The following is a 23,079-nucleotide window of genomic DNA, read 5'->3' as shown; positions in this document are numbered from 1 at the left end:
AGGCGATGGCCGGTGTAGGGGAGTCGCCAAGTTGGTCAAGGCATCGGATTTTGATTCCGACATTCGAGGGTTCGAATCCTTCCTCCCCTGCCACCTTCTTCTAGAACCTCTGGACGAGCCCTGCGGGGATCATCCAGAGGTTCTGTGGTTTTTGCACGGGCCCCCGAGCCACGGACCGCGGGGGCCGCACTGAAGCGCCGGTTCTTGCCGGTGCCGGTCCGACGGAGCCCACGATGCTGTCCGACACCCTGCTGTTCACCGGCAACGCCAATCCGGCACTGTCCCTCGAGATCGCCAATCACCTGGGCCTGACGCTGGGTCGGGCCTCGGTCGGCCGTTTCTCCGACGGCGAGGTCGCGGTCGAGATCCAGCAAAACGTGCGTGGGCGCGACATCTTCGTCATCCAGCCCACCTGCGCGCCGACCAACGAGCACCTGATGGAGCTGTTCATCATGGTCGATGCGCTCAAGCGTGCCTCGGCCCGGCGCATCACCGCGGTGATTCCGTACTTCGGCTACGCCCGCCAGGACCGCCGCCCACGCTCCACCCGCGTGCCCATTTCCGCCAAGGTCGTGGCCAACATGCTCGAAGCCGTGGGCGTCAACCGCGTGCTGACCATGGACCTGCACGCCGACCAGATCCAGGGCTTCTTCGACATCCCGGTGGACAACATCTATGCCTCGCCGGTGCTGCTGTCGGACCTCAAGAGCAAGAACTACCACGACCTCGTGGTGGTGTCGCCCGACGTGGGCGGCGTGGTGCGCGCGCGTGCGCTGGCCAAGCAACTCGGTTGTGATCTGGCCATCATCGACAAGCGTCGGCCCAAGGCCAATGTGTCCGAGGTGATGCACGTCATCGGCGAGATCGAGAACCGCAATTGCGTCATCATGGACGACATGATCGACACCGCCGGCACGCTGGTGAAGGCTGCCGAGGTGCTCAAAGAGCGCAACGCCAAGTCGGTGTATGCCTATTGCACGCATCCGGTGTTCTCGGGCCCGGCGCTGGAGCGCATTCGCAATTCCGAACTCGACGAGGTGGTGATCACCAACACCATCCCGCTGGCCGAGGAGGCGCGCTCCATTCCCAAGATCCGCCAGCTCTCGGTGGCTTTCCTGTTTGCCGAGACCATTCGCCGCATTTCCGACGGCGAGTCGGTCACGTCGCTGTTCTCGGAGCAGAACAACAACTTCTGATCCGGTTCATGGGTGGGGCGGCCTTCGAGCCCCCCGTTTCTTGCGTCTGGTCGCGGACGCTGACTCATTGGAGAGTTGCATGAAATTCGTCGCTTACGAGCGCACTGTGCAGGGGACCGGAGCGAGCCGCCGCCTGCGTCGTGCCGGCAAGGTGCCCGGCATCGTCTATGGGGCCGGTTCGCCCCAGCCGATCGAGCTCGATCACAACGCGCTGTTCTTTGCGCTGAAGAAAGAAGCCTTCCATTCTTCGATTCTGGACATGGAGCTGGCCGGCAAGGTCGAGAAGGTCTTGCTGCGCGACTATCAGATGCACCCGTACAAGCCCCAGGTGCTGCATGTCGACTTCCAGCGCGTCGATCCCAAGACCAAGATCCAGAAGAAGGTGCCGCTGCATTTCGTCAACGAAGAAAACTCGCCAGCGGTCAAGACCGACAAGTGCCTGGTCAACAAAATCTTGAACGAACTCGAAATCCAGTGCCTGGCGCAAGCCTTGCCGGAGTTCCTGGAGGTCGATCTGGGTGAACTGGTCAAAGGCCAGACCCTGCATGTCAATGACCTGAAGCTGCCCAAGGGCATCAAGGTGGTCACCCATGGCAAGCCCAATCCGGCCGTGGTGTCGGTGGTCGAGCCCGTGGAGGAGGTCGTGGCCGCTCCCGCCCCCGCACCGGCGGCTCCGGCCAAAGGCAAAGACGCGAAAAAGAAGAAGTGAGCCACTCTCGGCGAGCGCTTGGCCACACCCCGCTTCGGCGGGGTTTTTCGTTGCTGCAGCCGCGGCAATAATGGCGTCCATGATTCGACTGCTGGTGGGCCTGGGCAACCCTGGGCCGCAATACGAGGCCACACGGCACAACGCCGGCTTTTGGTGGATCGACGAGCTGGCCCGTGAGCTGGGCGTGCGTCTGCTGCCCGAACGCGCCCATCAAGGGCTGGTGGCGCGGGTGAACCGTCCCCTGGCCGGGGTGGACACTGCGGTGTGGCTGCTGCAGCCCCAGACCTACATGAATTTGTCAGGCCGCTCGGTGGCCTCGTTGGCACGCTTTTTCAAGATCGAGCCGCAGGAAATCTTGGTCGTGCACGACGAGCTCGACCTGCTGCCGGGCCAGATGAAGCTCAAGCGCGGCGGAGGGCATGCGGGCCACAACGGCCTGAAAGACATCCAGGCCCAGCTGGGCAGCCCGGAGTTTTGGCGCCTGCGTCTGGGCATCGGCCACCCAGGGGTGAAGGCCGAGGTGGCCGACTACGTGCTGCGCAAGCCGCCGGCAGCCGAGCGCGAAGCCATCGAAGCCTGCATCGCGCGATCCAAGCAGGCCTTGGCGCCGATGCTGCGCGGTGAGATGGAGCTGGCCTCGCGTCTCATCCATGCCCGGCCGGCGGCCCCCCGTGCCCCGCAGGACAGCCCTGCGGCCCCCCACCCATGAGCCGCGCCGTGCCGGGGTGGGTCGGGGTCGTCTGGGCCTTGGTGGCCCCGTGGCTTGCGGCCCAGCCGGTGTATCAATGCGGCACGCAGTACAGCGACCGGCCGTGCGCCGACGCCAAGCTGCGCACGGACCTGGCCGACCCCCGCACCGACGAACAGCGATGGCAAGCGCGGGAGCACGGCTTGCGCCAGGGCTGGATGGCCGACGAGCTGGAGCAGCAGCGGCTGCGGCGCGAGGAGGCGTTGCGGGCGGCACAGCGCTTGCCCGAGGAGCCGCCGCAGGCGGCTGCGCCTGCGGCGCCGTCGGAGACGCGCCGCTCGCGCCGGCCCAAGGATTTCAAGGTGAGGCTGCCCAAGCCGCCCAAGCGCCCCAAGACCCGGCCCGCCTCAGGCTGAGCGCGGCGCCGATTCGCCCGGGGCGCTGGCTGGCGCCATGGCCCGTCCTTGGGCTTGCAGGCGCTGGTATTTGGCCCACAGGGTGTCTCGATCCTCTTGGTAGTCGGGATGGATCGGGATGCATTCCACCGGGCAGACTTGCACACACTGGGGCGCATCGAAATGCCCGACGCACTCGGTGCAGCGTTGCGGGTCGATCTGATAGTACTCCGGCCCCATCGAGATCGCCTGGTTCGGGCACTCGGGCTCGCAGACGTCGCAATTGATGCATTGATCGGTGATCATCAGGGCCATGGGCCACCCCGTCGTCGTCAGTGAGCCTGAGTCACCTTGTGGCGCAGGCGCTCCAGCACCGAGGGTGCCACGAATTTGGAAACATCACCACCGAGCATGGCAATTTCGCGCACGAACGTGCCCGAGACGAACTGGTACTGATCCGAGGGGGTGAGGAAGACCGTTTCCACCTCCGGCATCAGCTGACGGTTCATGCCGGCCATTTGGAACTCGTATTCGAAGTCACTGACGGCCCTCAGGCCCCGCACCACGACCTTGGCTTGCTGGGAGAGGACGAAGTCGCGCAGCAAGCCGGCGAAAGACATCACCTGCACGTTGGGATGGGCGGCCGCGGCCTCGCGGGCGATTTCCAGACGCTCGTCCAAGGAGAACAGCGTGCGCTTGTGGTGTCCGGCGGCCACGGCCACGATGAGGGCATCGAACAAGGTGCTGGCACGGCGCATCAGGTCTTCGTGTCCCAAGGTCATGGGGTCGAAGGTGCCTGGATAGACGGCCGTGATGCGGTCGGAGCGGGTCATGATGTCTTGGGCGCAGGGTCGCAGCTTGCCAGTGTAGGCGGGGCCAGGCGCAGCAGGTGATAGTGCACCGCGCCAGCGCGGCCTTGGCGCCACAGGCTCAAGCCCAGGGCGGCGGCCTGCGCCTCGCACCAGGCCCGATCGGCTTCGAGGTAGATGAGCCCGCCGCTGGCAAGCAAGGGCCGCGCCGCCATCAACGCGGTGGTGAACACCTCGGACTGGAAGGGCGGATCCAACAGGATCAAATCCCACTCGGGGCGGACATGCTGGCGCATCCAGGCCAGGGCGTCGGCGCATTGTATGTCGACGCCGCCGGCCCCCAGTCTTTGCACCGTCTCGCGCAGGCTGCGCACCAAGGTCGCATCGCGTTCGAGCAGCAACACGTGCGCAGCCCCCCGGGAGGCGGCCTCCAGTCCCAGGGCCCCGCTGCCGGCGAAGGCATCCAGGCAGCGCCAGCCGCTCAAGTCCTGTCCCAACCAATTGAACAGGGTTTCACGCACGCGGTCGGGGGTGGGGCGCAGCCCAGGGCGGTCGGCCACCGGCAGCTTGCTGCGCTTCCATCGGCCGCCAATGATGCGCACCTCGTGGGCCGCTGCGCGGCGGTCGGGCCGGGGGGGGACGGGAGGGCGGGAGGCAGGCACGGCCTGGATTCTAGAATCGAGCCCGAAAACCTCGATCTTTCCATGTTCAGCTTTTTCCGTAAGAAGACTCCTACGCCTCCTGCACCCACGCCTGCGGCGGCCGAGCCGGCACCGGCGACGGGTGCCACGGCGGTGGCGCCGCCAGTCTCGCCCGCGGACATGACGCCAACGCCGCCAGCGGCCGAACCCGGTGTGCGCCGCTCATGGATGGAGCGCCTGCGCAACGGCCTGCGCAAGACCGGCAGCAGCCTCTCGCAGGTCTTCACCGGCACGCGCATCGACGAGGCTCTCTACGAAGAGCTGGAGTCGGCCTTGCTGATGGCCGACGCAGGGGTGAAGGCCACCGAGTTCCTGTTGAGCGACTTGCGACGGCGCGTGAAGGAGCACAAGGCCACCGATCCGGCCGCGGTCAAAGCCCTGCTGGTCGATGCGCTGGCCGAACTGCTCGCGCCGCTGGAAAAGCCATTGATGCTGGGCGAACACCAGCCCACGGTGATCATGGTGGTCGGCGTCAACGGGGCCGGCAAAACCACGAGCATCGGCAAGCTCACGCACCATTTGGCCGCTGCCGGGCAAAAGGTGTTGCTGGCCGCCGCCGATACGTTTCGCGCCGCCGCGCGCGAGCAGCTGTCGGTGTGGGCCGATCGCAACCAGGTGGAAATCGTCAGCCAGGAAGGCGGCGATCCGGCGGCGGTCAGCTTCGATGCGGTCACCGCCGGCCGCTCACGTGCTTGCGATGTGGTGATTGCCGACACCGCTGGACGCTTGCCCACCCAATTGCACCTGATGGAGGAGCTCAAGAAGATCCGTCGCGTGATCGCCAAGGCCGATCCCAGCGCACCGCACGAGGTGCTGTTGGTGGTGGACGGCAATACCGGCCAAAACGCCTTGGCGCAGGTCAAGGCCTTTGACGACGCTCTGCAACTCACCGGGCTCATCGTCACCAAGCTGGATGGCACGGCCAAAGGCGGGGTGCTGGCCGCATTGGCTCGTGAGCGGCCCCTCCCGGTCTATTTCATCGGCGTGGGCGAGAAGCTGGAAGACTTGCAGACCTTCCAGGCGCGCGAGTTCGCACAGGCGCTGCTGAGCTGATCAGGGCCGCCGCGCCGAGTGGGGCGGCGACAGTGGCGTCGGCGCGGAATCCAGGTCGTCGAACCAGGTCGATGAAGGCGGCTCGGTCGTCTCGGGCGTGGCCATCGGTCGGCGCGCGCCGGCGGGATGTTCCGCCCCGCGCGTGCTCACGTGGGCGGCGCCTTCCTCGGTGGTGAGCAAGCCCAGGGACTGCAGGATCGAGGCGCGAGCTTGCTCGACATCGGGAATCTGCCCTTCATGCCAGACATGCAGCGGCAATCCGGCCGCGCGCACGACCCGCTCCATGCGGGCCTGTCGTTTGCGGGCGCGCGGGCTGTCCCGACCTTCGGGAGGGCGCACCTCGACCACGGCCACGGCCAAGGTGTTGGCTTCGCAGATCACGAAGTCGGCGCAGACCTGACCGACCCGCCGCAGCCATTCGGTGTAGGAATGCCGTGTGGGCACTTTGAGGAAGCGCGCCAGCGGCACCTGGGCGAACACCAGGTGCTCGGGCAGGGCGCGGCGCAGCACCGCATGGGCTTCGCGCTCGGGGCCGGTCAGTAGGCGCGTGGGGCTGGGCTGCCAGGCCATCAGGGTGTCCAGCGCTTCGACCGCACGCGGCCGTGTGCTGCTGGCCGAGGCGGGGCGGCGCGTGAGCCAGAACACCAGGCCCAGCAGCACGACGGCGGCCAGCCCCAGAAGCAGAATCATCTCCATGGCCAGTTCGATCTCGGCAAGGCAGGGCGGAGGACTCAGCGTCCCAGCCCGGGCAGGCCTTTCATCCCGCCCATGCGTTTCATCAGCTTCATCAGGCCGCCTCCTTTCATCTTCTTCATCATGCCCTGCATTTGCTCGAACTGCTTGAGCAGGCGATTGACCTCTTGCACCTGCACGCCCGCGCCGGCGGCGATGCGGCGCTTGCGGCTGGCCTTGATCAGCTCGGGCTTGCGGCGCTCCAAGGGCGTCATGGCGTTGATGATGCCTTCCATGCGGCGCACCTCGCGTTCGGCACGCGCCATATCGGCCTGGCCGGCCTTGGCGGCAATCTGCGTGGGCAGCTTGTCCAGCAGGCCAGCCAATCCGCCCATCTTCTTCATCTGACTGATCTGCGCCAGGAAGTCGTTGAGGTCGAAGCCGTCGCCGGACTTCACCTTTTCGGCCAGCTTGCGGGCGGCCTCCATGTCGACGCCTTTTTGCACCTCCTCGACCAGGGCGACGATGTCGCCCATGCCCAGCACCCGTCCGGCGTGGCGTTGAGCGTCGAAGATCTCCAAGCCGTCGATTTTTTCGGACACACCGGCGAACTTGATCGGCGCGCCGGTGACTGCGCGCACCGACAGCGCGGCCCCGCCGCGCGAGTCGCCGTCGAGCTTGGTGAGCACGATGCCCGTCAGTGGCAACGCCTCCTTGAACGCGCGCGCGGTGTTGATCGCGTCTTGGCCTTGCATCGCATCGACGACGAACAGCGTCTCCACCGGCTTGAGCGCTGCGTGCAGCTCACGGATTTCCGCCATCAGCACCTCGTCGATGGCCAGACGGCCGGCGGTATCGACGATCAGCACATCGAAATAATGGCGCCGGGCATGATCCAGCGCCGCGCGGGCGATGTCCAAGGGCTTGTCGCTCGGCTGCGAGGGGAACCACTCGGCGCCGGCGGCCCGGGTGACCGTCTTGAGCTGTTCGATGGCCGCGGGCCGGTAGACGTCGGCGGAGACCGTGAGCACCTTTTTCTTGCGCGACTGAATCAGGTGGCGGGCCAGTTTCGCGGCGGTGGTGGTCTTGCCGGCGCCTTGCAGGCCGGCCATCAGAATCACGGCCGGCGGCTGGGTGGCGAGATTGAGGTCGCTGACGCCTTCGCCCATCGTGGCGGCGAGCTCCTTGTGCACCACGCCGACCAGCGCTTGTCCGGGCGTCAGCGATCCAACCACCTCCTGCCCGAGCGCGCGCTCCTTCACGCGCGCAATGAAGTCGCGTACCACGGGCAACGCGACGTCGGCTTCGAGCAATGCCATGCGCACTTCGCGCAGCATGTCCTGGACGTTGCTTTCGGTGATGCGGGCTTGGCCGCGCATCTGCTTGACCAGCCGAGACAGGCGTTCGGAAAGTGTGGAGGCCATGGAAGAGGCGGCCGGGCCAGCGCAGCCGGCCGCGAAAGTACACTGTGCGGATGATTCTAGATCCTCGTCTCGCATGCTGAGCGCCGACCTTGGTCTGCCCTTCCTGACGCTGGCCGCCGGCGGCATCGCGCTGCTGGCCTATGCCCTGGCGGCCCTGCGCAGCCCACGGACGGTGCACGCTTTGCGCTGGGCCTTGGCAGTGGGCTGGGTGGCCCATGCACTGGCTCTGGTGCTGGACACCGCAGGCTCGGGCTTGCACGGGGCCCGCTTCGGCTTTGCACCGGCGCTGTCGGCCACGTTGTGGCTGGTGCTGGCGGTTTATGCGATCGAGAGCCGCTTCGTGCCGCTGCCGGGCGTGCAGCGGTGGCTGGCCGCACTGGGCGCCGCGGCGGTGTTGCTGATGCTGGCGTTTCCGGGCGAGGTGCGGGCGCATGCCGACTCGCCCTGGATGCCCCTGCATTGGGTGCTGGGCATTGCCTCCTATGGCTTGTTCGGCGCGGCCGTGCTGCATGCGGGCCTGCTGTCGCATGCAGAGCGTCAAATGCGCATCCGCCGCGGTGTGCTGCCGCCCGCGCCGCTGGGCATGCCCTTGCTGCGGGTGGAAAAGCTGACCTTTCGATTCGTTGCGGCGGGCTTCGTGGTGTTGTCGGCGGCGCTCGTGCTGGGCTGGTGGTTTGCCGACCCGTGGCGCTGGGATCACAAGACGGTGTTCTCCATCTTGGCCTGGGCGGTGTTCGCCGGTTTGCTGGCGGGGCGTCGTGCCTTCGGCTGGCGTGGGCGCATGGCCACGCGCTGGCTGTATACCGGTGCGGGCCTGTTGTTGCTGGCCTATGTCGGCTCCCGCTTCGTGATGGAAGTCTTGCTGCATCGGACTGTGTCCGTGGGGGCGGCATCGTGAAATATCTCGTCGTCTTGGTGGTGGTGATGGCGCTGGTGTGGGTGCTGCGCAGCGGACGCCGGCGCGATGCCGGGGCGGCGGCGTCCCGGGCGGCCGGCCCTCGAGCGCGGACGCAGACCATGGTCGACTGCGCGCACTGTGGGCTGCACCTGCCACGGGACGAGGCCATCACGGGCGACGACGGGCGCCACTATTGCAGCGCGGCCCACCGCCTGGCCGGTCCGCGATGAACCGCAGGCTCGCCCCACGACGCGCCACGCAGCGCCGCCCTGTGGCGGACGAACGTCCCGCGCCCGAGTCTTGGTTCGCGGCGATTGGCGTCGAGCAAGACACGCAGATCGACGAGGAATCGCGCTACAACGACGGCAACACCTTGCCCAGCGAAGACTCGCGCTTCCTGACCCGTCACGCGCGGCGCCTGCTGGGTTCGGGTATCCCCTCGTTCCAGCGCATCTTCCGGGCCTTCCTCGGCGCGCGGGTGGTGGTGGGGCTGTTGCTGCTGAGCACCCAGCTGGCCTCCGCAGGGTTGGGGACGGCCGGTGTGCCCTGGCCGGTGCTGGCCGGATGCGCGGCCTACGCGGTCTTGACCCTGGTCACTTGGTTTGCCTATCGCCGAGCTGGCGGCTTGGGACGCCTTCCGGTGCGTCTGAACCGCACCCAGTGGCTGGGCACCATCGTGGTGGACGTGGTGGCCTTTGGAAGTTTGCACCTGCTTGCGCCGCGCGGTGGGCTCAATTTCGTGCCGCTGCTGGTGCTGCCGGTGCTGATGGCCGGGGTGTTGACCCGGCGCCGAACCGCGCTGGCCGTGGCCGCCACCGTCACGCTCATGCTCTTGGGCGAAGCCTGGCGCGAAGCCGCTCGCGGGGCCGACCTGGGCGTGCTCATGACACAGGCCGGCTTGGTGGCCAGCGGCTTCTTCGTGATTGCGATCTTGGCCGGCGAGATGGCCGGCCGGCTGGCTCGCGAGGAGCTGGCCGCCCGCGGCAGCCTCGAACTGGCCCGGCAGCAAGCGCAGCTCAATCGGCTGGTGATCGACGAGTTGCACCATGGTGTTTTGGTGGTCGATCGCCGCGGCAAGGTGCGCGCGGCCAATCCGGCGGCGCGGCGCATCATTTCGGACTCAGGGCTGGCGCGGCCGGCGCCGTTTCCGCTGCAGTCTCATCCGGCGTGGGAGCCGTTGGCCCAGGCGGTGCGCCGCGCCTTCGCCGAAGGCCAATGGCCCGCGGCGGGGCGCGAAATCCATTTGAAGTTCGACTCCGGCGTGGAGCGTGTGCTGCGGGTGCGCATGCGTTTCACGCGTCGGCGCGATCCGGACAGCAGCGAGGAGCTGTGTGTGTTGTTTCTGGAAGACGAGCGCGACGTGCAGGCGCGCGTGCGCCAAGAAAAACTGGCCGCGATGGGACGCATCTCCGCCGGCATCGCGCACGAGATTCGCAATCCCTTGGCGGCCATTGCCCAGGCCAATGCGCTCTTGGCCGAGGATGCCGACACCCCGGCTCAACGCCGGCTCACGCAGATGGTCAGTGACAATGTCGAGCGGCTCAAGCGCATCGTTGATGACGTGATGGAGGTCGCCCCGGGGGGGCCGGCGGCGGCCGCCGCGGTGGTGGATCTGACCGCCTTGGTGGCCACCATTTGCCACGACTGGGCGCGCACGGCAGGCCTGCCCTCGGACGAGCACAGCGCATTGCGTCTGAACCTGCCCTCGCAGCCTGTGGGTTCGCGCTTCGATCCGGACCACCTGCGCCGTGTGCTCGTGAACCTGCTGGACAATGCCTACCGCCATGCCTCCGGCCGGCCCGGCAGCGTGGAGGTGCACTTGTACCCCGATGGCGAGCAGGTCGTCACCTTGAGCGTGGCCAGCGACGGGGCGCCGATTCCTCCCGAGGTCGAGCGTTATCTTTTCGAGCCCTTCTTCTCGACGCGCAGCCGTGGCACCGGTTTGGGCTTGTATATTTGCAAAGAGTTGTGTGAGCGCTATGGCGCGACCATCGACTACCGGCTGCGCGGTGCTCACCATGTCGCGCGCAATGAGTTCTACCTGGTCATGCGGCGCGAAGCCCTCGATGCCAGCGCGCCCACTCTGCACCTCGACACATGACGCTCGCCTCCCATTACAGCCTGTTGGTCGTCGATGACGAGCCCGACTTGCGTACCCTGTACGAGCTGACGCTGCTGCGCGAGGGCTACGACGTAGAGACCGCCTCCAGCGTCGAAGATGCCTGGGCGCGTCTGCGCGACCGCACCTACAGCGCCGTCATCACCGACATGCGCCTGCCCGATGGCACCGGCTTGGACTTGCTGCGCCGCCTCGAACAGGCCGGTCGGCGTGAGAAGATCATCGTGATCACCGCCTTCGGCTCGCCGGAGAACGCCGTCGAGGCGCTCAAAGCGGGGGCCTATGACTATCTCACCAAGCCTGTGGATTTGCGGCAATTCCGCTCGGTGATTGCCTCGGCGCTGGGGCGCCAAAGCGCGGCCAGCCCGTCGGCGCCCGCCACGGCGGCATCCACCCCCCCGCGGTCGACCGCGCGCGCAGGCGCTGCCGGCAGCGGCAGCACGGCACGTCGGGCCCTGGAGCGCATGGCCGGCCAATCCCCGGCCATGCAGCAAGTGCGCAGCCTCATCGACAAAGTGGCCCGCAGCATGGCACCGGTGTTGGTGGCCGGCGAATCGGGCACCGGCAAGGAGCTGGTCGCGCGCGCCGTGCACGAAGTCAGTCCACGCCAGGATCAGCCCTTCATCGCCGTCAACTGCGGAGCCATTCCCGAGCAATTGCTGGAGGCCGAGTTCTTCGGGTACCGCAAAGGGGCCTTCACCGGCGCCAACGAAGATCGTGAAGGCTTTTTCCAGGCAGCGCGTGGTGGCACGTTGTTCCTCGACGAGATTGGCGATCTGCCCTTGTCGATGCAGTCCAAGCTGCTGCGCGTCATCCAGGAGCGTGCCGTGCGCCCGGTGGGCGCGGTCAGCGAGACGCCAGTGGACGTGCGCATCATCAGCGCCACCCACAAAGATCTGGCTGCCGAAGTGCAGGCCGGGCGCTTCCGTCAGGATCTGTATTACCGCCTCAACGTCATTCAGATCCGTGTGCCGCCGCTGCGCGAGCGCCTGGAGGATTTGCCGGCCATTTGCGAGCGGGTGCTCGAACGCATCGCCCAGGACGCCGGCGTGTGGCCGCCGCCCCGCCTGGCGCCGCAGGCGCTGGAACAATTGCGCCGCTATACCTTCCCGGGCAATGTGCGCGAATTGGAGAACCTCTTGCACCGAGCCGTTGCTCTGTCTGGCGGCGATTGGGTCGACGAGGGGGCGCTGTTTTTGCCCGACGAGCCCGAGGGCGATACCCTGAGCCAAGATCTCGAGGCGCCCGCCCCGCAGGCGGGGGCCCCGAGCACGGTGGCTGGCGAGCCACCGCTGCCGTCCAACTTGGAAGCCTATCTCGATGCGGTCGAACGCGACATCCTCATCCGCGCGTTGGAGCGGCACCGCTACAACCGCACGGCCGCCGGTGCGAGCCTGGGCCTGTCTTTGCGACAGATGCGCTATCGCATGGCACGGCTGGGCGTGACCGTGGCCGAGCATGGCGTGACCACCGACGGCGATGCATCCGAATGATGTGGGGCCGACGCCGGCGCAGCGCTGGCGCGAGGGCTGGTGGGCCGGGGCACGCGCGGTGCCCAGTCCCAATGAGGGGCCGCGACCGCCGGGGGTCGTGCCGGAGTTGGTCGTGATCCACTCGATCAGCCTGCCGCCGGGCCGCTACGGCGGAGCCGAGATCGAGGACTTCTTCACCAACCGGCTCGACTGCTCGCAGCATCCCTATTTCGAGAGGCTGCGCGGGCTGGAGGTGTCGGCCCATTTCGTCGTGCGGCGCGATGGCGAGCTGTTGCAGTTCGTCTCCTGCGACCGGCGGGCTTGGCATGCGGGCCGCTCCGTGTTCCGCGGACGCGAGAACTGCAATGACTTCAGCGTGGGCATCGAGCTCGAGGGCTTGGAGGGCGAAGCCTTCGCTCCGGTGCAGTACCGTGCGCTGGTCCTCCTGCTGCGCGAATTGCGCGCGGTGTATCCGATTGCCCACGTCGCCGGCCACGAGCACGTGGCCCCGGGCCGCAAGGCCGACCCTGGAGCGGCCTTCGACTGGCAGGGCTTGCAGCGTGCCCTGGACTGGCCGGTGGCTTGCTTCGCTCCCTTGGCCGCTGCGTCGGCCTGATCGTCCTTGACCAAGCCTGGCGCGGTCTTGCGCCCGACCTTGGGCCGCCAGCCCGCATGGTGCTTGGCCATGCCGTGGCCCAGGCCGTCGTGAAGCGGCCGGGCGGCCGATCCGGGGTGTTTCGCGTGGTGTTGCGCGGGCCAGGCAAGCACCAAACGGGGCGTTCGTCAATCCTGCATTGCGTGCCCTCAGGACACTATCGGTAGCGCTTGAAAGGGGTTGGTACACTAGATATAGTGTTTTCGACTGCGATGCCCTGCGCGCGTTCCGAGACACGGTGACACACGTCAGCCAGGCCGGCCGCCGAGCCGCCGGAGCCGCAGGCAGCGCAGCGGTCCAGACGATGTGTGCATGGCCGCGGCCCGTCATGGTGAGGGCTCGCTCCGAGCTCGCGCCACCGGCACCGCTGGACATGCACCGCCACACGCAGATTTAGGGGAACCCATGCAAACCACCATTGCCAGCTCCGAGCCGCACACTGGCTCCGCCCTCAGTGCCTCTACCGCCCGTCCGGCCGGCGCCACGTCCTCGGCCTATGCCGGCTACCAGATCATCCGTCGCAACGGCGCGGTGGTGGCTTTCGAGCCGCACAAGATCGCAGTGGCCTTGATGAAGGCTTTTCTGGCGGTGCACGGGGCGCAAGGCGCGGCCTCGGCCAGCGTGCGCGAGACGGTGGACAACCTGACCGAGACGGTGGTGCGTGCCTTGCTGCGCTCACGTCCGGGCGGTGGCACCTTCCACATCGAGGACGTGCAGGACCAGGTCGAGCTGTGTCTGATGCGTGGCGGCCACCATGAAGTGGCGCGAGCCTATGTGCTCTATCGGGAACGCCGCGCCCAAGAGCGCGCCCGTCAAGCCGAGCAGGCGGCCGCCCAGCAGGCCGAGCCCACGCTGATGGTGGTCGATGGAGGCCACCGCGTGCCCCTGGACATGACGCGCCTGCAGGCCCTGATCCAGTCGGCCTGTGAGGGTTTGGGTGAGGACGTCAAACCCGAGCCCATCTTGGCCGAGACCCGCCGCAATCTCTACGACGGGGTGCCGATGGAGGAGGTGCACAAGGCTGCCATCCTGGCTGCGCGCACCCTGATCGAAAAAGACCCGGCTTACACCCGCGCCACGGCGCGGCTGCTGCTGCACACCATCCGCAAGGAAGTGCTCGGCGAGGAGGTCACCCATGCCGAGATGCACCAGCGCTATGCCGAGTATTTCCCCGGCTTCATCAAGAAGGGGGTGGAGGCCGAGCTGCTCGACGAGCGGCTGCTGCAGTTCGATCTGACCCGTTTGGGCCAAGCGCTCAAAGCCGATCGCGACCTGCAGTTCGACTATCTGGGCCTGCAAACCCTGTACGACCGCTACTTCCTGCACATCCGCAAGCAACGCATCGAGCTGCCTCAGGCCTTCTTCATGCGCGTGGCCATGGGTCTGGCGCTCAATGAAATCGACCGCGAAGCACGAGCCATCGAGTTTTACGAGGTGTTGTCCAGCTTCGACTTCATGTCGAGCACGCCCACGCTGTTCAATTCCGGCACGCGCCGCTCGCAGCTGTCGAGCTGCTATCTCACCACCGTGCCCGACGATCTGGAAGGCATCTACGAGGCCATCAAGGAAAACGCGCTGTTGTCCAAGTTCGCCGGCGGCTTGGGCAACGACTGGACCCGCGTGCGCGCCCTGGGCAGCCATATCAAAGGCACCAATGGCGAGAGCCAAGGGGTCGTGCCCTTCCTGAAGGTGGTCAACGACACGGCCGTGGCCGTCAACCAAGGCGGCAAGCGCAAGGGCGCCGTGTGCGCCTATCTGGAGACCTGGCACCTGGATGTCGAGGAGTTCCTGGAGCTGCGCAAGAACACCGGCGACGATCGCCGCCGCACCCACGACATGAACACGGCCAACTGGATTCCCGACCTGTTCATGAAGCGGGTGATGGAAAACGGGGAGTGGACGCTGTTTTCGCCGTCCACCTGCCCGGACCTGCATGACAAATTCGGCAAGGACTTCGAGGCGGCCTACACCCGCTACGAGGAGATGGTCGCCCGCGGCGAGATCAAGCTGTACAAGAAGGTGCGGGCCGTCGATCTGTGGCGCAAGATGCTGACCATGCTGTTCGAGACCGGGCATCCTTGGATCACCTTCAAGGACGCTTGCAACGTGCGCTCGCCCCAGCAGCACGTCGGCGTGGTGCACAGCAGCAACCTGTGCACCGAGATCACGCTGAACACCAACGACCAGGAAATCGCCGTGTGCAACCTGGGCTCGGTGAACCTGGCGCGGCACCTCAAGGACGGCGGCATCGACCACGAGAAGCTCAGGAAGACGGTGGCCACGGCCATGCGCATGCTGGACAACGTCATCGACATCAACTACTACGCCGTCAAGAAGGCCCGCGACTCCAACCTGCGTCACCGCCCGGTCGGCCTGGGCATCATGGCCTTCCAGGACGCGCTGTATCAGCTGCGCATCCCCTATGCCAGCCAGGCGGCCGTGGAGTTCGCCGATCGCTCGATGGAGGCGGTGTGCTACTACGCCTACTGGGCGTCCACCGAGTTGGCCGAGGAGCGTGGCCGCTACTCCAGCTATCGCGGCTCGCTGTGGGACCGCGGCATCCTGCCGTTGGACACGCTGAAGATGCTGGCCGAGGAGCGCGGCGGCTACGTCGAGGTCGACACGTCCTCGACGATGGACTGGGAGGCGCTGCGCGCTCGCATCGCCCAGTACGGCATGCGCAACTCCAACTGTGTGGCCATCGCGCCGACGGCCACCATCTCCAACATCGTTGGGGTGGATGCTTCGATCGAACCCTGCTTTGGCAACCTGTCGGTCAAGTCCAACCTCTCGGGCGAGTTCACCGTGGTCAATGAGTACCTGGTGCGCGACCTGAAAAAGCTGGGCTTGTGGGACGACGTGATGGTCATGGACCTCAAGCACTTCGACGGCTCGCTGCGTCGCATCGATCGGGTGCCCGAGGATCTCAAGCAGCTGTATGCCACGGCCTTCGAAATCGAGCCGGTGTGGCTGGTGGAGGCTGCCGCGCGCCGTCAGAAGTGGATCGACCAGGCGCAAAGTCTGAACATCTACATGGCCGGCGCATCGGGCAAGAAGCTCGACGAGACCTACAAGCTCGCCTGGCGGCGTGGTCTGAAGACCACCTACTACCTGCGCACCATCGGCGCGACCCATGCCGAGAAGTCCACGGTCCGGCCTGGTCAGCTCAATGCCGTGCCTGCGCAAGGCGGTGTGAGCAGCGGGTCTGCGGCGCTGGAGGCCGCGGCCGCGCAGGCGCGTGCGCAGATGGCCGCCGTGCCGGCCACCGACGTGAAGTTCTGCTCCATCGACGATCCGACCTGCGAGGCCTGTCAGTAAGCAGACCGGTGTGATGCGAGGCGCGGTGTTCGGCCGCGTGCTCGCATCGATGCCATCGTGTGTTCGCACCAGACGGTGATGAGGTGCTGCAACGAGCGCCGATTTCGATGCAGCACAGCAACAAGTTCATCGCGTCCTTGTCAAGAAGTGCTTGGTGTTTGGACACAACACTCTCATAATTCGCACCCATAGGAAGTCCACCATGTTGGCCTGGGAAGAAGACCTCCAAGCTTCGAACTCTCTTGCGTTGCAGACCGTGCCCACGACGCCTGGTGCCGCGCGGTCCGCGGCATCGTCACCCCAAGGGGCACCGTTGTCCGCCGCTGCGGTCTCCACGCGCCGCGTCAATGTCGCCGACAAGCGCATCATCAACGGGCAGACCGACGTCAACCAGCTCGTCCCGTTCAAGTACAAGTGGGCCTGGGAGAAGTACCTCGCCACATGCGCCAACCACTGGATGCCGCAGGAGATCAACATGTCCCGCGACATCGCGCTGTGGAAAGACCCCAACGGCCTGACCGAAGACGAGCGCCGCATCGTCAAGCGCAATCTCGGCTTCTTCGTCACGGCCGACTCGCTGGCGGCCAACAACATCGTGCTGGGCACCTACCGTCACATCACGGCGCCCGAGTGCCGCCAATTTCTGTTGCGCCAGGCCTTCGAGGAGGCGATCCATACCCATGCCTACCAGTACATCGTCGAGTCGCTGGGTTTGGATGAGGGCGAGATCTTCAATGCCTATCACGAGATTCCGTCGATCCGGGACAAGGACGAGTTCCTGATTCCGTTCATCGACGTGATCATGGATCCGGCCTTCAAGACGGGCACGCCCGAGAACGATCAGAAGCTGCTCAAGAGCCTGATCGTCTTCGCCTGCTTGATGGAAGGGCTGTTCTTCTATGTCGGCTTCACCCAGATCCTGGCGCTGGGCCGCCAGAACAAGATGACCGGGGCGGCCGAGCAATATCAGTACATCCTGCGCGACGAGTCGATGCACTGCAACTTCGGCATCGACCTGATCAACCAGATCAAGCTCGAGAACCCGCATCTGTGGACGCCGGAGTTCCGGGCCGAAATCAAGGCCCTGTTCCTCAAGGCCGTCGAGCTGGAATACCGCTATGCCGAAGACACCATGCCGCGCGGGGTGTTGGGGCTGAATGCTTCGATGTTCAAGGGCTATCTGCGCTACATCGCGAATCGGCGCGCCACGCAGATTGGCTTGGAGGAGCTCTTCCCGCATGAGGAGAACCCTTTCCCGTGGATGAGCGAAATGATCGACCTGAAGAAAGAGCGCAATTTCTTCGAGACCCGCGTCATCGAATACCAGTCCGGTGGCGCGCTGTCGTGGGATTGAAGCGCCGCGGCCGCAGGCCGGGCTTCGGGACATGAACGAAGAACAACAGACTTTGCAGGCCCAATGCAGCGGACGTAGAAGCCGCGCCGACGGCCTGCCAACGCATTCACCGTACCGGGGCGTCCCGCAAGGACAGAACCCCGGGCTGTGAATCCCCGTGCTGTATCGAGCAGCGCGGTGCTCTTTGCCACTTGATCAAGGAGATTCGTCATGGCAACTGCGAAGAAACCGGCCGCCAAGAAGGCGGCAGCGAAGAAGCCGGCCGCCAAGAAGGCCGCTGCGAAGAAGGCTCCGGCCAAGAAGGTCGCGGTGAAGAAGGTCGCCGCCAAGAAGGCCGCGCCGGCCAAGAAGGCGGCGGTGAAGAAGGCCCCGGCCAAGAAGGCCGCGGTGAAGAAGGTCGCCGCCAAGAAGGCCGCGCCGGCCAAGAAGGCGGCGGCGAAGAAGGCTCCGGCCAAGAAGGCCGCGGTGAAGAAGGCTCCGGCCAAGAAGGCGGCGGCCAAGAAGGCCCCAGCGAAGAAGGCTCCGGCCAAGAAGGCTGCAGCGAAGAAGCCTGCGGCCAAAGCGGCCCCTGCCGCCCCGGCTGCCCCTGCGGCGACTCCGGCGGCCCCCGCGGCCAAGACGGCGCTCAGCCCTCAAGCGGCCTGGCCCTTCCCGACGGGCAACAAGCCCTGAGCCTGCCCGCAAGGGCGCTGCGGCAAGTGCCTGCAGTGCCCTGCGGACCGAGAACCCGGCTGCGGCCGGGTTTTTTATTGGCGGGTCACAAACCGAGGGCGGCGCGGTCGATGCGGTGGTTTTGCGGACCGCTGCAGGCGATCTTCAAGGCGCCCAGCCGATTGCCCAGTTCGGCGCAGCGGGCCAAAGGCCAGCCCCGCTCCAGACCATAGAGCAGCGCGGCGCGGAAGGCGTCTCCGCAGCCGGTGGGATCGACCACGGCCTGGGCTTTCACGCCGGCAATGTGCTGGCGTTCGCCCTGGATCCAGACTTCACAGCCATGCTCCCCGAGCGTGACCACCACGCCGCGCAGGTGTGAACGCGACAGGGTGGCCAGATCTTGGCCAGTGCGTTCGCACAGCATGCGGGCTTCATAGTCGTTCAGCGCGACCCAGGTGGCCTGAGCGATGAAGTGCCGCAGTTCCTCGCCAGTGAACATCGGCAGCCCCTGACCCGGATCGAAGATGAAGGGGATACCGGCCGCGGCCAGCTGTTCGGCATGGCTGAGCATGGCCTCGCGCCCGTCCGGAGCGATGATGGCCAGTGCGATGTCCGGCCGCGCCTGGATGCGAATGCGGTGGGCCTGTGCCATCGCGCCAGGGTGGAAGGCGGTGATCTGGTTGTTGTCCAGGTCGGTCATGATGATGGCCTGGGCGGTGTAGTGATCTTCGAGCACCTGCACGAACTCGGTGGACACGCCCCAGTCACGCAAGCGCTGAAGATAGGTGTGTCCGTCGCTGCCCAGCGTGGCCATCACCAGCGGCGTGCCGCCCAGCTGGTGCAAGGAGTAGGCGATGTTGCCGGCACAGCCACCGAATTCCCGACGCAAGGTGGGCACGAGGAACGAGACGTTCAGGATGTGGATTTGCTCTGGCAGGATCTGATCGCGGAAGCGCCCGTGGAAGTTGGTGATGGTGTCGAAGGCGAGGGAACCGCAGATCAGCGCTGGCATGGACAAGCTCCGAGCAGAGAGAGGGGGGGATCGTCAAGGATAAAAGGCTTCGACCGTGTAGCCGGCCACACGGTGTCCGGGGGTGCGGAATTCGAGCCGCAGGCTGAGGTCGCCGTGCGGCGCGAGGGTGTCGCCCACACGAAAGTCCGAAGGCAGCAGGGCGCGGCGCGCCACGAGCTGACCTTGCGTATCGGTCAGCACCAATTCGATGGCGGGTATGGCCAGCGCCACCGGGGCCCGGTTGCGCAGTTGCACGGAGAGGCGATAACTCTCCGGTGTGCTGCCGGGGCTCAAGCTGCTGCTGTCCACGACCACATGGTCGATGGACTGCCAAGGACCGATGCGGCAGCCGGTCCAGGTGCACAGTCGTTCCAGCCAGGGGCGCGTGCTGGGGTGATGGGCGGCAAGCCATTGGCGTTCGTGGTAGGCCCACTGCAGGGCCAGTCCGCTCAGCAGACACAAGGCAAGCAAGCCCAGCGCGGCGCGCATCGCCGGGTGGCGCCAGCGGGCCTCGCGCTCGGCCCGGCGCAAAAAGCCCGGGGTGGCGGCGGACGCCTCTGGGCGTGTGTCACGGGCACGGGCGCTGCGGTGTCGAGCGCCGCGTGCGGCGCTGGAGGTCGCGCGAGGCGTCCAGGCCGAAGGACGCGGGGGCTGGCTGTCGTCGGGGCCGTGCAGGCGGCTGTCCAGGCGTGCATCGGGGAACCCATGTTCCCCGTCTGCATCGTGCTGTGCGCCGTAGGTGCTGCGGTCAAGAAAGCGCGAATCCAGCACTTCGGAAGTGGCGATGGCTTCGTGCTCTTGGGGATCGTTCGGCACGCTGGGCGGCTCGGGCGCGCGGGAGGGGGGCGAGACCGCAGGAGGGGCTGGCGGTGGGGCCATGTCGCTGGAGGCGCGGGACAACAAGGCGCCCAAGCCGGCCTGCACGGCCGCGCTGGGGCTGTCTTGCGGCAGCCCACTGGCCGAGGCCGTGCCACGGGTGGGGGCGGGCTCGCGTTCGAGGTCGAACAGCCCGTCCAAGGCATTGAAGACTTCGTTGCAACGGCCGCAGCGCACCCAGCCTTCAGAGACCTTGAGCTGGTCTTGCACCACGCGGAAGGCGGTATGACAGGCGGGGCAACGGGTAGCCAGGCTCATGGCGCGAATGATGCCACGATGCACCATCCGCCCCGAAGGGCGGCAGGGGTTCAGTCACGGCGGGCGGTCATCAGGATCCAGCCCTCTTCCTGGTCGCTCACGTGCAGAGCCAGCCAAGGGGCGTAGGCGGCGCGCAATTCCTCGGCCTGCCGCTCCAGGATGCCGGCCAGCACCAAGTGGCCACCGGGTTGCACATGAGCGCAAAGCAGCGGGGCGAGCAGCTTCAGGGGGGTGGCCAGGATGTTGGCCAGCACCAGGGGGTAGGCGCCCCGGGCCAGTTCGGGCGGCCCGGCTTGCAGCGTGATGCCATTGGCCTGGGCGTTGCGGCAGGTGGCTTCCACGGCGGCTGGGTCGATGTCGACGGCGTCGATCTGTCCGGCGCCATGCAGGGCCGCGCCGATGGCCAGGATGCCCGAGCCGCAGCCGTAGTCGAGCACGCGCGTCCAGGTGCTGCCCAGCGATGGCGCTTGTTGGGCGATCCAGCGCAGGCACATGCGCGTGGTCGGATGGGTGCCCGTGCCGAAGGCCAGGCCCGGGTCGAGACGGACCACGCGTTGGGCTTGCGCAGGGGGCTCATGCCAGCTGGGCACGATCCAGAACTCGGGCGTGATTTCCACCGGCGCGAACTGCGATTGCGTCAGGCGCACCCAGTCCTCGTCGGGCACGTCTTGAATCGCGACCACGTGCACGTTGCCGGCCCACGACTGCGCCAGCAGCAGTGTGGCAGCGTCCAGGGCGGCGGCTTCGTCTGGGTAGAGGGCCTTGACCGCGGAGCGCTGCCAGCCCGCGCGGGGCGGCGGCAGGCCCGGCTCGGCGAACAAGGCATGCTCGGAGGCGGTGTCGGCATCGGCATCTTCGACCGAGACCGACAGCGCATCGAGTTCCATCAAGGCATCGGACACCGTTTCGACGTCGTCCTCGGCGGCCAGCAGAATGAGTTCGACCATGACCTCAACGCTGGTGCTGCGCCATCCAGCTTTCCAGGTAATGGATGCTGGTGCCGCCTTCCATGAATTTGGAGTCGACCATCAATTCCCGGTGCAGCGGGATGTTGGTTTGGATGCCCTCGACCAGCGTCTCGGACAGCGCGATGCGCATGCGGGCCAGCGCTTGTTCGCGGGTGTCCCCGTGCACGATGATCTTGCCGATCATGGAGTCGTAGTGCGGGGGCACGAAGTAGTTGGTGTAGATGTGCGAGTCCACGCGCACGCCGGGGCCGCCAGGGGCATGCCACATGGTGATGCGCCCCGGCGACGGGGTGAACTTGTACGGGTCTTCGGCATTGATGCGGCACTCGATCGCATGGCCGCGCATCTGGATGTGACGCTGCGAGAACGGCAGCTTCTCGCCAGCGGCCACGCGGATTTGCATCTGCACGATGTCGATGCCGGTGACCAGCTCGGTGACCGGGTGCTCGACCTGCACCCGGGTGTTCATCTCGATGAAGTAGAACTCGCCGTTTTCGTAGAGGAACTCGAAGGTGCCCGCGCCGCGGTAGCCGATCTTTTTGCAGGCATCGGCGCAGCGCGCGCCGATGCGCTCGATGATGCGCCGCGGAATGCCTGGCGCGGGGGCTTCCTCGATGATCTTTTGGTGGCGGCGTTGCATCGAGCAGTCGCGCTCGCCCAGGTAGACGGCATTGCGGTGTTGGTCGGCCAGCACCTGGATCTCGATGTGGCGCGGGTTCTCGAGGAACTTCTCCATGTAGACCGCCGAGTTGCCAAAGGCGGCGCCTGCTTCGGCCCGGGTGGTCTGCACGGCATGGATCAGCGCGGCTTCGGTGTGCACCACACGCATGCCGCGCCCACCACCGCCGCCGGCAGCCTTGATGATGACCGGGTAGCCGATCGAGCGGGCGATGCGGATGATTTCCTTCGGGTCCTCGGGCAAGGCACCGTCGGAGCCGGGCACGCAAGGCACGCCAGCCTTGATCATCGCGGCTTTGGCCGAGACCTTGTCGCCCATGAGGCGGATCGATTCGGGCGTGGGGCCGATGAAGGTGAAGCCGCTTTGCTCGACGCGTTCGGCGAAGTCGGCGTTCTCGGACAGGAAGCCATAGCCGGGGTGGATGGCTTCGGCATCGGTCACTTCGGCGGCCGAGATGATGGCCGGCATGTGCAAATAGCTCTGCGAGGACGGCGCCGGGCCGATGCAGACGGCTTCGTCGGCCAGCTTGACGTATTTGGCATCGCGGTCGGCCTCGGAATAGACCACCACCGATTGGATGCCCATTTCACGGCAAGCGCGCTGGATCCGCAGGGCGATCTCCCCGCGGTTGGCGATCAGGATCTTCTTGAACATCGAGTGCGCCTCACTCGATGATCATCAGCGGCTGGCCGTATTCGACGGCTTGCCCGTTTTCGCACAGGATCTGGGTGATCGTGCCGGACTTGTCGGCTTCGATCTCGTTCATGATTTTCATCGCCTCGATGATGCAGATCGGATCGCCTTCCTTGACCTGCTGGCCCACTTCCACGAAGGGCTTGGCACCGGGGCTGGAGGCCCGGTAGAAGGTGCCGACCATCGGGGACTTGACCGCATGGCCGGTCGGGGCGGCCGGGGTCGGGGCCGGGGCGGCAGGCGCCGGGGCGGGCACGGCCGCCGCCGTCACGGGCGTGGGCGCCAGCATGGGCGCGGCCACCATGGCGGGCAGGGCTGCAGCCTGACCATCGGACTTCACGATGCGGACCTTGCCGTCAGCTTCGGTGATCTCCAGTTCCGAGATGTTCGACTCGGACACCAGGTCGATCAGGGTTTTGAGCTTGCGTAGATCCATGGTGGCTCTCCAACAGACTTCGAGGTGGATTGTTGAGATCGGC

Annotated in this window: 23 protein-coding genes and 1 tRNA gene; 14 read left to right on the top strand and 10 right to left on the bottom strand. The window is 66.5% G+C overall.

Annotation, left to right across the window (positions count from 1 at the left end; all coding sequences use genetic code 11):
• Positions 1 to 16 precede the first annotated feature (16 nt).
• The 5 genes from F615_RS0103560 to F615_RS0103540 all read left to right on the top strand — a co-directional run bounded on the left by F615_RS0103560 (position 17) and on the right by F615_RS0103540 (position 3,009).
• Positions 17 to 93: transfer RNA gene (locus F615_RS0103560), tRNA-Gln, on the top strand.
• Between the two features lie 140 nt (positions 94 to 233).
• Complete coding sequence (locus F615_RS0103555; RefSeq protein ID WP_019559799.1) at positions 234 to 1,196, top strand: ribose-phosphate pyrophosphokinase; 963 nt, start codon at positions 234 to 236, stop codon at positions 1,194 to 1,196.
• Positions 1,197 to 1,275: 79 nt separating this feature from the next.
• Positions 1,276 to 1,905, top strand: a complete 630-nt coding sequence (locus F615_RS0103550; RefSeq protein ID WP_019559798.1) for a 50S ribosomal protein L25/general stress protein Ctc — start codon at positions 1,276 to 1,278, stop codon at positions 1,903 to 1,905.
• 79 nt (positions 1,906 to 1,984) lie between these two features.
• Positions 1,985 to 2,614, top strand: a complete 630-nt coding sequence (gene pth, locus F615_RS0103545) for an aminoacyl-tRNA hydrolase (protein WP_019559797.1) — start codon at positions 1,985 to 1,987, stop codon at positions 2,612 to 2,614.
• A complete protein-coding gene (locus F615_RS0103540; protein ID WP_019559796.1) occupies positions 2,611 to 3,009 on the top strand; it encodes a hypothetical protein in 399 nt (132 codons plus the stop codon). The genes pth and F615_RS0103540 overlap by 4 nt, the downstream gene beginning before the upstream one ends.
• On the opposite strand, the gene F615_RS0103535 is transcribed toward F615_RS0103540, so the two are convergent.
• The 3 genes from F615_RS0103535 to rsmD are packed head-to-tail and all read right to left on the bottom strand — an operon-like array spanning position 3,001 to position 4,459.
• Complete coding sequence (locus tag F615_RS0103535; protein ID WP_019559795.1) at positions 3,001 to 3,303, bottom strand: YfhL family 4Fe-4S dicluster ferredoxin; 303 nt, start codon at positions 3,301 to 3,303, stop codon at positions 3,001 to 3,003. The genes F615_RS0103540 and F615_RS0103535 overlap by 9 nt on opposite strands.
• 17 nt (positions 3,304 to 3,320) lie before the next feature.
• Complete coding sequence (gene coaD, locus F615_RS0103530; RefSeq protein ID WP_019559794.1) at positions 3,321 to 3,821, bottom strand: pantetheine-phosphate adenylyltransferase; 501 nt, start codon at positions 3,819 to 3,821, stop codon at positions 3,321 to 3,323.
• Positions 3,818 to 4,459, bottom strand: coding sequence for a 16S rRNA (guanine(966)-N(2))-methyltransferase RsmD (gene rsmD / locus F615_RS0103525; RefSeq protein WP_051090179.1), 642 nt, complete (start codon positions 4,457 to 4,459; stop codon positions 3,818 to 3,820). The genes coaD and rsmD overlap by 4 nt, the downstream gene beginning before the upstream one ends.
• Positions 4,460 to 4,501: 42 nt before the next feature.
• Between rsmD and ftsY the strand changes: the two genes are divergently transcribed.
• Positions 4,502 to 5,551: a signal recognition particle-docking protein FtsY gene (gene ftsY / locus F615_RS0103520; RefSeq protein ID WP_026329985.1), complete on the top strand. Its 1,050-nt coding sequence runs from the start codon at positions 4,502 to 4,504 to the stop codon at positions 5,549 to 5,551.
• Here the strand turns inward: ftsY and F615_RS0103515 are convergent, their stop codons facing one another.
• Both F615_RS0103515 and ffh read right to left on the bottom strand, forming a co-directional pair.
• A complete protein-coding gene (locus F615_RS0103515) occupies positions 5,552 to 6,247 on the bottom strand; it encodes a DUF2726 domain-containing protein (RefSeq protein WP_019559791.1) in 696 nt (231 codons plus the stop codon).
• Between the two features lie 35 nt (positions 6,248 to 6,282).
• Positions 6,283 to 7,647 (bottom strand): signal recognition particle protein, encoded by a 1,365-nt coding sequence (gene ffh, locus F615_RS0103510; protein WP_019559790.1) that lies wholly within the window; start codon positions 7,645 to 7,647, stop codon positions 6,283 to 6,285.
• Positions 7,648 to 7,720: 73 nt separating this feature from the next.
• Here ffh and F615_RS0103505 point away from each other — a divergent pair, with 73 nt between their 5' ends.
• The 8 genes from F615_RS0103505 (at position 7,721) to F615_RS0103470 (ending at position 18,135) form a co-directional block, all read left to right on the top strand.
• Positions 7,721 to 8,545 carry a cytochrome C assembly family protein gene (locus F615_RS0103505; protein WP_019559789.1) on the top strand — a complete coding sequence of 275 codons (825 nt, stop codon included), beginning with the start codon at positions 7,721 to 7,723 and terminating at the stop codon, positions 8,543 to 8,545.
• On the top strand, positions 8,542 to 8,775 hold the full coding sequence (locus F615_RS0103500) for a PP0621 family protein (RefSeq protein WP_019559788.1): 234 nt from the start codon (positions 8,542 to 8,544) through the stop codon (positions 8,773 to 8,775). Before F615_RS0103505 ends, F615_RS0103500 begins: the two co-directional genes overlap by 4 nt.
• Positions 8,772 to 10,646 (top strand): sensor histidine kinase, encoded by a 1,875-nt coding sequence (locus F615_RS0103495; RefSeq protein ID WP_019559787.1) that lies wholly within the window; start codon positions 8,772 to 8,774, stop codon positions 10,644 to 10,646. The genes F615_RS0103500 and F615_RS0103495 overlap by 4 nt, the downstream gene beginning before the upstream one ends.
• Entirely contained in the window at positions 10,643 to 12,157 is a 1,515-nt protein-coding gene (locus tag F615_RS0103490) for a sigma-54-dependent transcriptional regulator (protein WP_019559786.1), read from the top strand. The genes F615_RS0103495 and F615_RS0103490 overlap by 4 nt, the downstream gene beginning before the upstream one ends.
• Positions 12,144 to 12,752 (top strand): 1,6-anhydro-N-acetylmuramyl-L-alanine amidase AmpD, encoded by a 609-nt coding sequence (ampD, locus tag F615_RS0103485; RefSeq protein WP_019559785.1) that lies wholly within the window; start codon positions 12,144 to 12,146, stop codon positions 12,750 to 12,752. The genes F615_RS0103490 and ampD overlap by 14 nt, the downstream gene beginning before the upstream one ends.
• Positions 12,753 to 13,196: 444 nt before the next feature.
• Positions 13,197 to 16,109, top strand: a complete 2,913-nt coding sequence (locus F615_RS0103480; protein WP_019559784.1) for a ribonucleoside-diphosphate reductase subunit alpha — start codon at positions 13,197 to 13,199, stop codon at positions 16,107 to 16,109.
• Positions 16,110 to 16,311: 202 nt separating this feature from the next.
• The gene (locus tag F615_RS0103475; protein WP_019559783.1) at positions 16,312 to 17,463 is read left to right on the top strand and encodes a ribonucleotide-diphosphate reductase subunit beta; all 1,152 of its coding nucleotides are present in this window, start codon (positions 16,312 to 16,314) and stop codon (positions 17,461 to 17,463) included.
• 210 nt (positions 17,464 to 17,673) lie between these two features.
• Complete coding sequence (locus F615_RS0103470) at positions 17,674 to 18,135, top strand: histone H1-like DNA-binding protein (RefSeq protein WP_019559782.1); 462 nt, start codon at positions 17,674 to 17,676, stop codon at positions 18,133 to 18,135.
• Positions 18,136 to 18,220: 85 nt separating this feature from the next.
• Here the strand turns inward: F615_RS0103470 and F615_RS0103465 are convergent, their stop codons facing one another.
• The 5 genes from F615_RS0103465 to accB are packed head-to-tail and all read right to left on the bottom strand — an operon-like array spanning position 18,221 to position 23,036.
• A complete protein-coding gene (locus F615_RS0103465; RefSeq protein ID WP_019559781.1) occupies positions 18,221 to 19,126 on the bottom strand; it encodes a carbohydrate kinase family protein in 906 nt (301 codons plus the stop codon).
• Positions 19,127 to 19,159: 33 nt separating this feature from the next.
• The gene (locus F615_RS0103460; protein WP_169452410.1) at positions 19,160 to 20,260 is read right to left on the bottom strand and encodes a zinc-ribbon and DUF3426 domain-containing protein; all 1,101 of its coding nucleotides are present in this window, start codon (positions 20,258 to 20,260) and stop codon (positions 19,160 to 19,162) included.
• Between the two features lie 50 nt (positions 20,261 to 20,310).
• On the bottom strand, positions 20,311 to 21,207 hold the full coding sequence (prmA, locus tag F615_RS0103455; RefSeq protein WP_019559779.1) for a 50S ribosomal protein L11 methyltransferase: 897 nt from the start codon (positions 21,205 to 21,207) through the stop codon (positions 20,311 to 20,313).
• 4 nt (positions 21,208 to 21,211) lie between these two features.
• Positions 21,212 to 22,561, bottom strand: coding sequence for an acetyl-CoA carboxylase biotin carboxylase subunit (gene accC / locus F615_RS0103450; RefSeq protein WP_019559778.1), 1,350 nt, complete (start codon positions 22,559 to 22,561; stop codon positions 21,212 to 21,214).
• A gap of 10 nt (positions 22,562 to 22,571) precedes the next feature.
• Positions 22,572 to 23,036: an acetyl-CoA carboxylase biotin carboxyl carrier protein gene (gene accB, locus F615_RS0103445; RefSeq protein WP_019559777.1), complete on the bottom strand. Its 465-nt coding sequence runs from the start codon at positions 23,034 to 23,036 to the stop codon at positions 22,572 to 22,574.
• Positions 23,037 to 23,079: the final 43 nt, after the last annotated feature.

This window comes from Caldimonas manganoxidans ATCC BAA-369 (assembly GCF_000381125.1).
Taxonomy (GTDB): Bacteria; Pseudomonadota; Gammaproteobacteria; order Burkholderiales; family Burkholderiaceae_C; genus Caldimonas; species Caldimonas manganoxidans.
The sequence above is the reverse complement of the archived record's forward strand: the minus strand, read 5'-3'. Positions and strand labels throughout refer to the sequence as shown.

Bases quoted from the DNA above. Each gene is read 5' to 3' on its own strand.
- F615_RS0103555 (WP_019559799.1), top strand. From the start codon at position 234: ATGCTGTCCGACACCCTGCTGTTCACCGGCAACGCCAATCCGGCACTG.
- F615_RS0103550 (WP_019559798.1), top strand. From the start codon at position 1,276: ATGAAATTCGTCGCTTACGAGCGCACTGTGCAGGGGACCGGAGCGAGC.
- pth (WP_019559797.1), top strand. From the start codon at position 1,985: ATGATTCGACTGCTGGTGGGCCTGGGCAACCCTGGGCCGCAATACGAG.
- F615_RS0103540 (WP_019559796.1), top strand. From the start codon at position 2,611: ATGAGCCGCGCCGTGCCGGGGTGGGTCGGGGTCGTCTGGGCCTTGGTG.
- F615_RS0103535 (WP_019559795.1), bottom strand. From the start codon at position 3,303: ATGGCCCTGATGATCACCGATCAATGCATCAATTGCGACGTCTGCGAG.
- coaD (WP_019559794.1), bottom strand. From the start codon at position 3,821: ATGACCCGCTCCGACCGCATCACGGCCGTCTATCCAGGCACCTTCGAC.
- ftsY (WP_026329985.1), top strand. From the start codon at position 4,502: ATGTTCAGCTTTTTCCGTAAGAAGACTCCTACGCCTCCTGCACCCACG.
- F615_RS0103515 (WP_019559791.1), bottom strand. From the start codon at position 6,247: ATGGAGATGATTCTGCTTCTGGGGCTGGCCGCCGTCGTGCTGCTGGGC.
- ffh (WP_019559790.1), bottom strand. From the start codon at position 7,647: ATGGCCTCCACACTTTCCGAACGCCTGTCTCGGCTGGTCAAGCAGATG.
- F615_RS0103505 (WP_019559789.1), top strand. From the start codon at position 7,721: ATGCTGAGCGCCGACCTTGGTCTGCCCTTCCTGACGCTGGCCGCCGGC.
- F615_RS0103495 (WP_019559787.1), top strand. From the start codon at position 8,772: ATGAACCGCAGGCTCGCCCCACGACGCGCCACGCAGCGCCGCCCTGTG.
- F615_RS0103490 (WP_019559786.1), top strand. From the start codon at position 10,643: ATGACGCTCGCCTCCCATTACAGCCTGTTGGTCGTCGATGACGAGCCC.
- ampD (WP_019559785.1), top strand. From the start codon at position 12,144: ATGCATCCGAATGATGTGGGGCCGACGCCGGCGCAGCGCTGGCGCGAG.
- F615_RS0103480 (WP_019559784.1), top strand. From the start codon at position 13,197: ATGCAAACCACCATTGCCAGCTCCGAGCCGCACACTGGCTCCGCCCTC.
- F615_RS0103475 (WP_019559783.1), top strand. From the start codon at position 16,312: ATGTTGGCCTGGGAAGAAGACCTCCAAGCTTCGAACTCTCTTGCGTTG.
- F615_RS0103470 (WP_019559782.1), top strand. From the start codon at position 17,674: ATGGCAACTGCGAAGAAACCGGCCGCCAAGAAGGCGGCAGCGAAGAAG.
- F615_RS0103465 (WP_019559781.1), bottom strand. From the start codon at position 19,126: ATGCCAGCGCTGATCTGCGGTTCCCTCGCCTTCGACACCATCACCAAC.
- F615_RS0103460 (WP_169452410.1), bottom strand. From the start codon at position 20,260: ATGAGCCTGGCTACCCGTTGCCCCGCCTGTCATACCGCCTTCCGCGTG.
- prmA (WP_019559779.1), bottom strand. From the start codon at position 21,207: ATGGTCGAACTCATTCTGCTGGCCGCCGAGGACGACGTCGAAACGGTG.
- accC (WP_019559778.1), bottom strand. From the start codon at position 22,561: ATGTTCAAGAAGATCCTGATCGCCAACCGCGGGGAGATCGCCCTGCGG.
- accB (WP_019559777.1), bottom strand. From the start codon at position 23,036: ATGGATCTACGCAAGCTCAAAACCCTGATCGACCTGGTGTCCGAGTCG.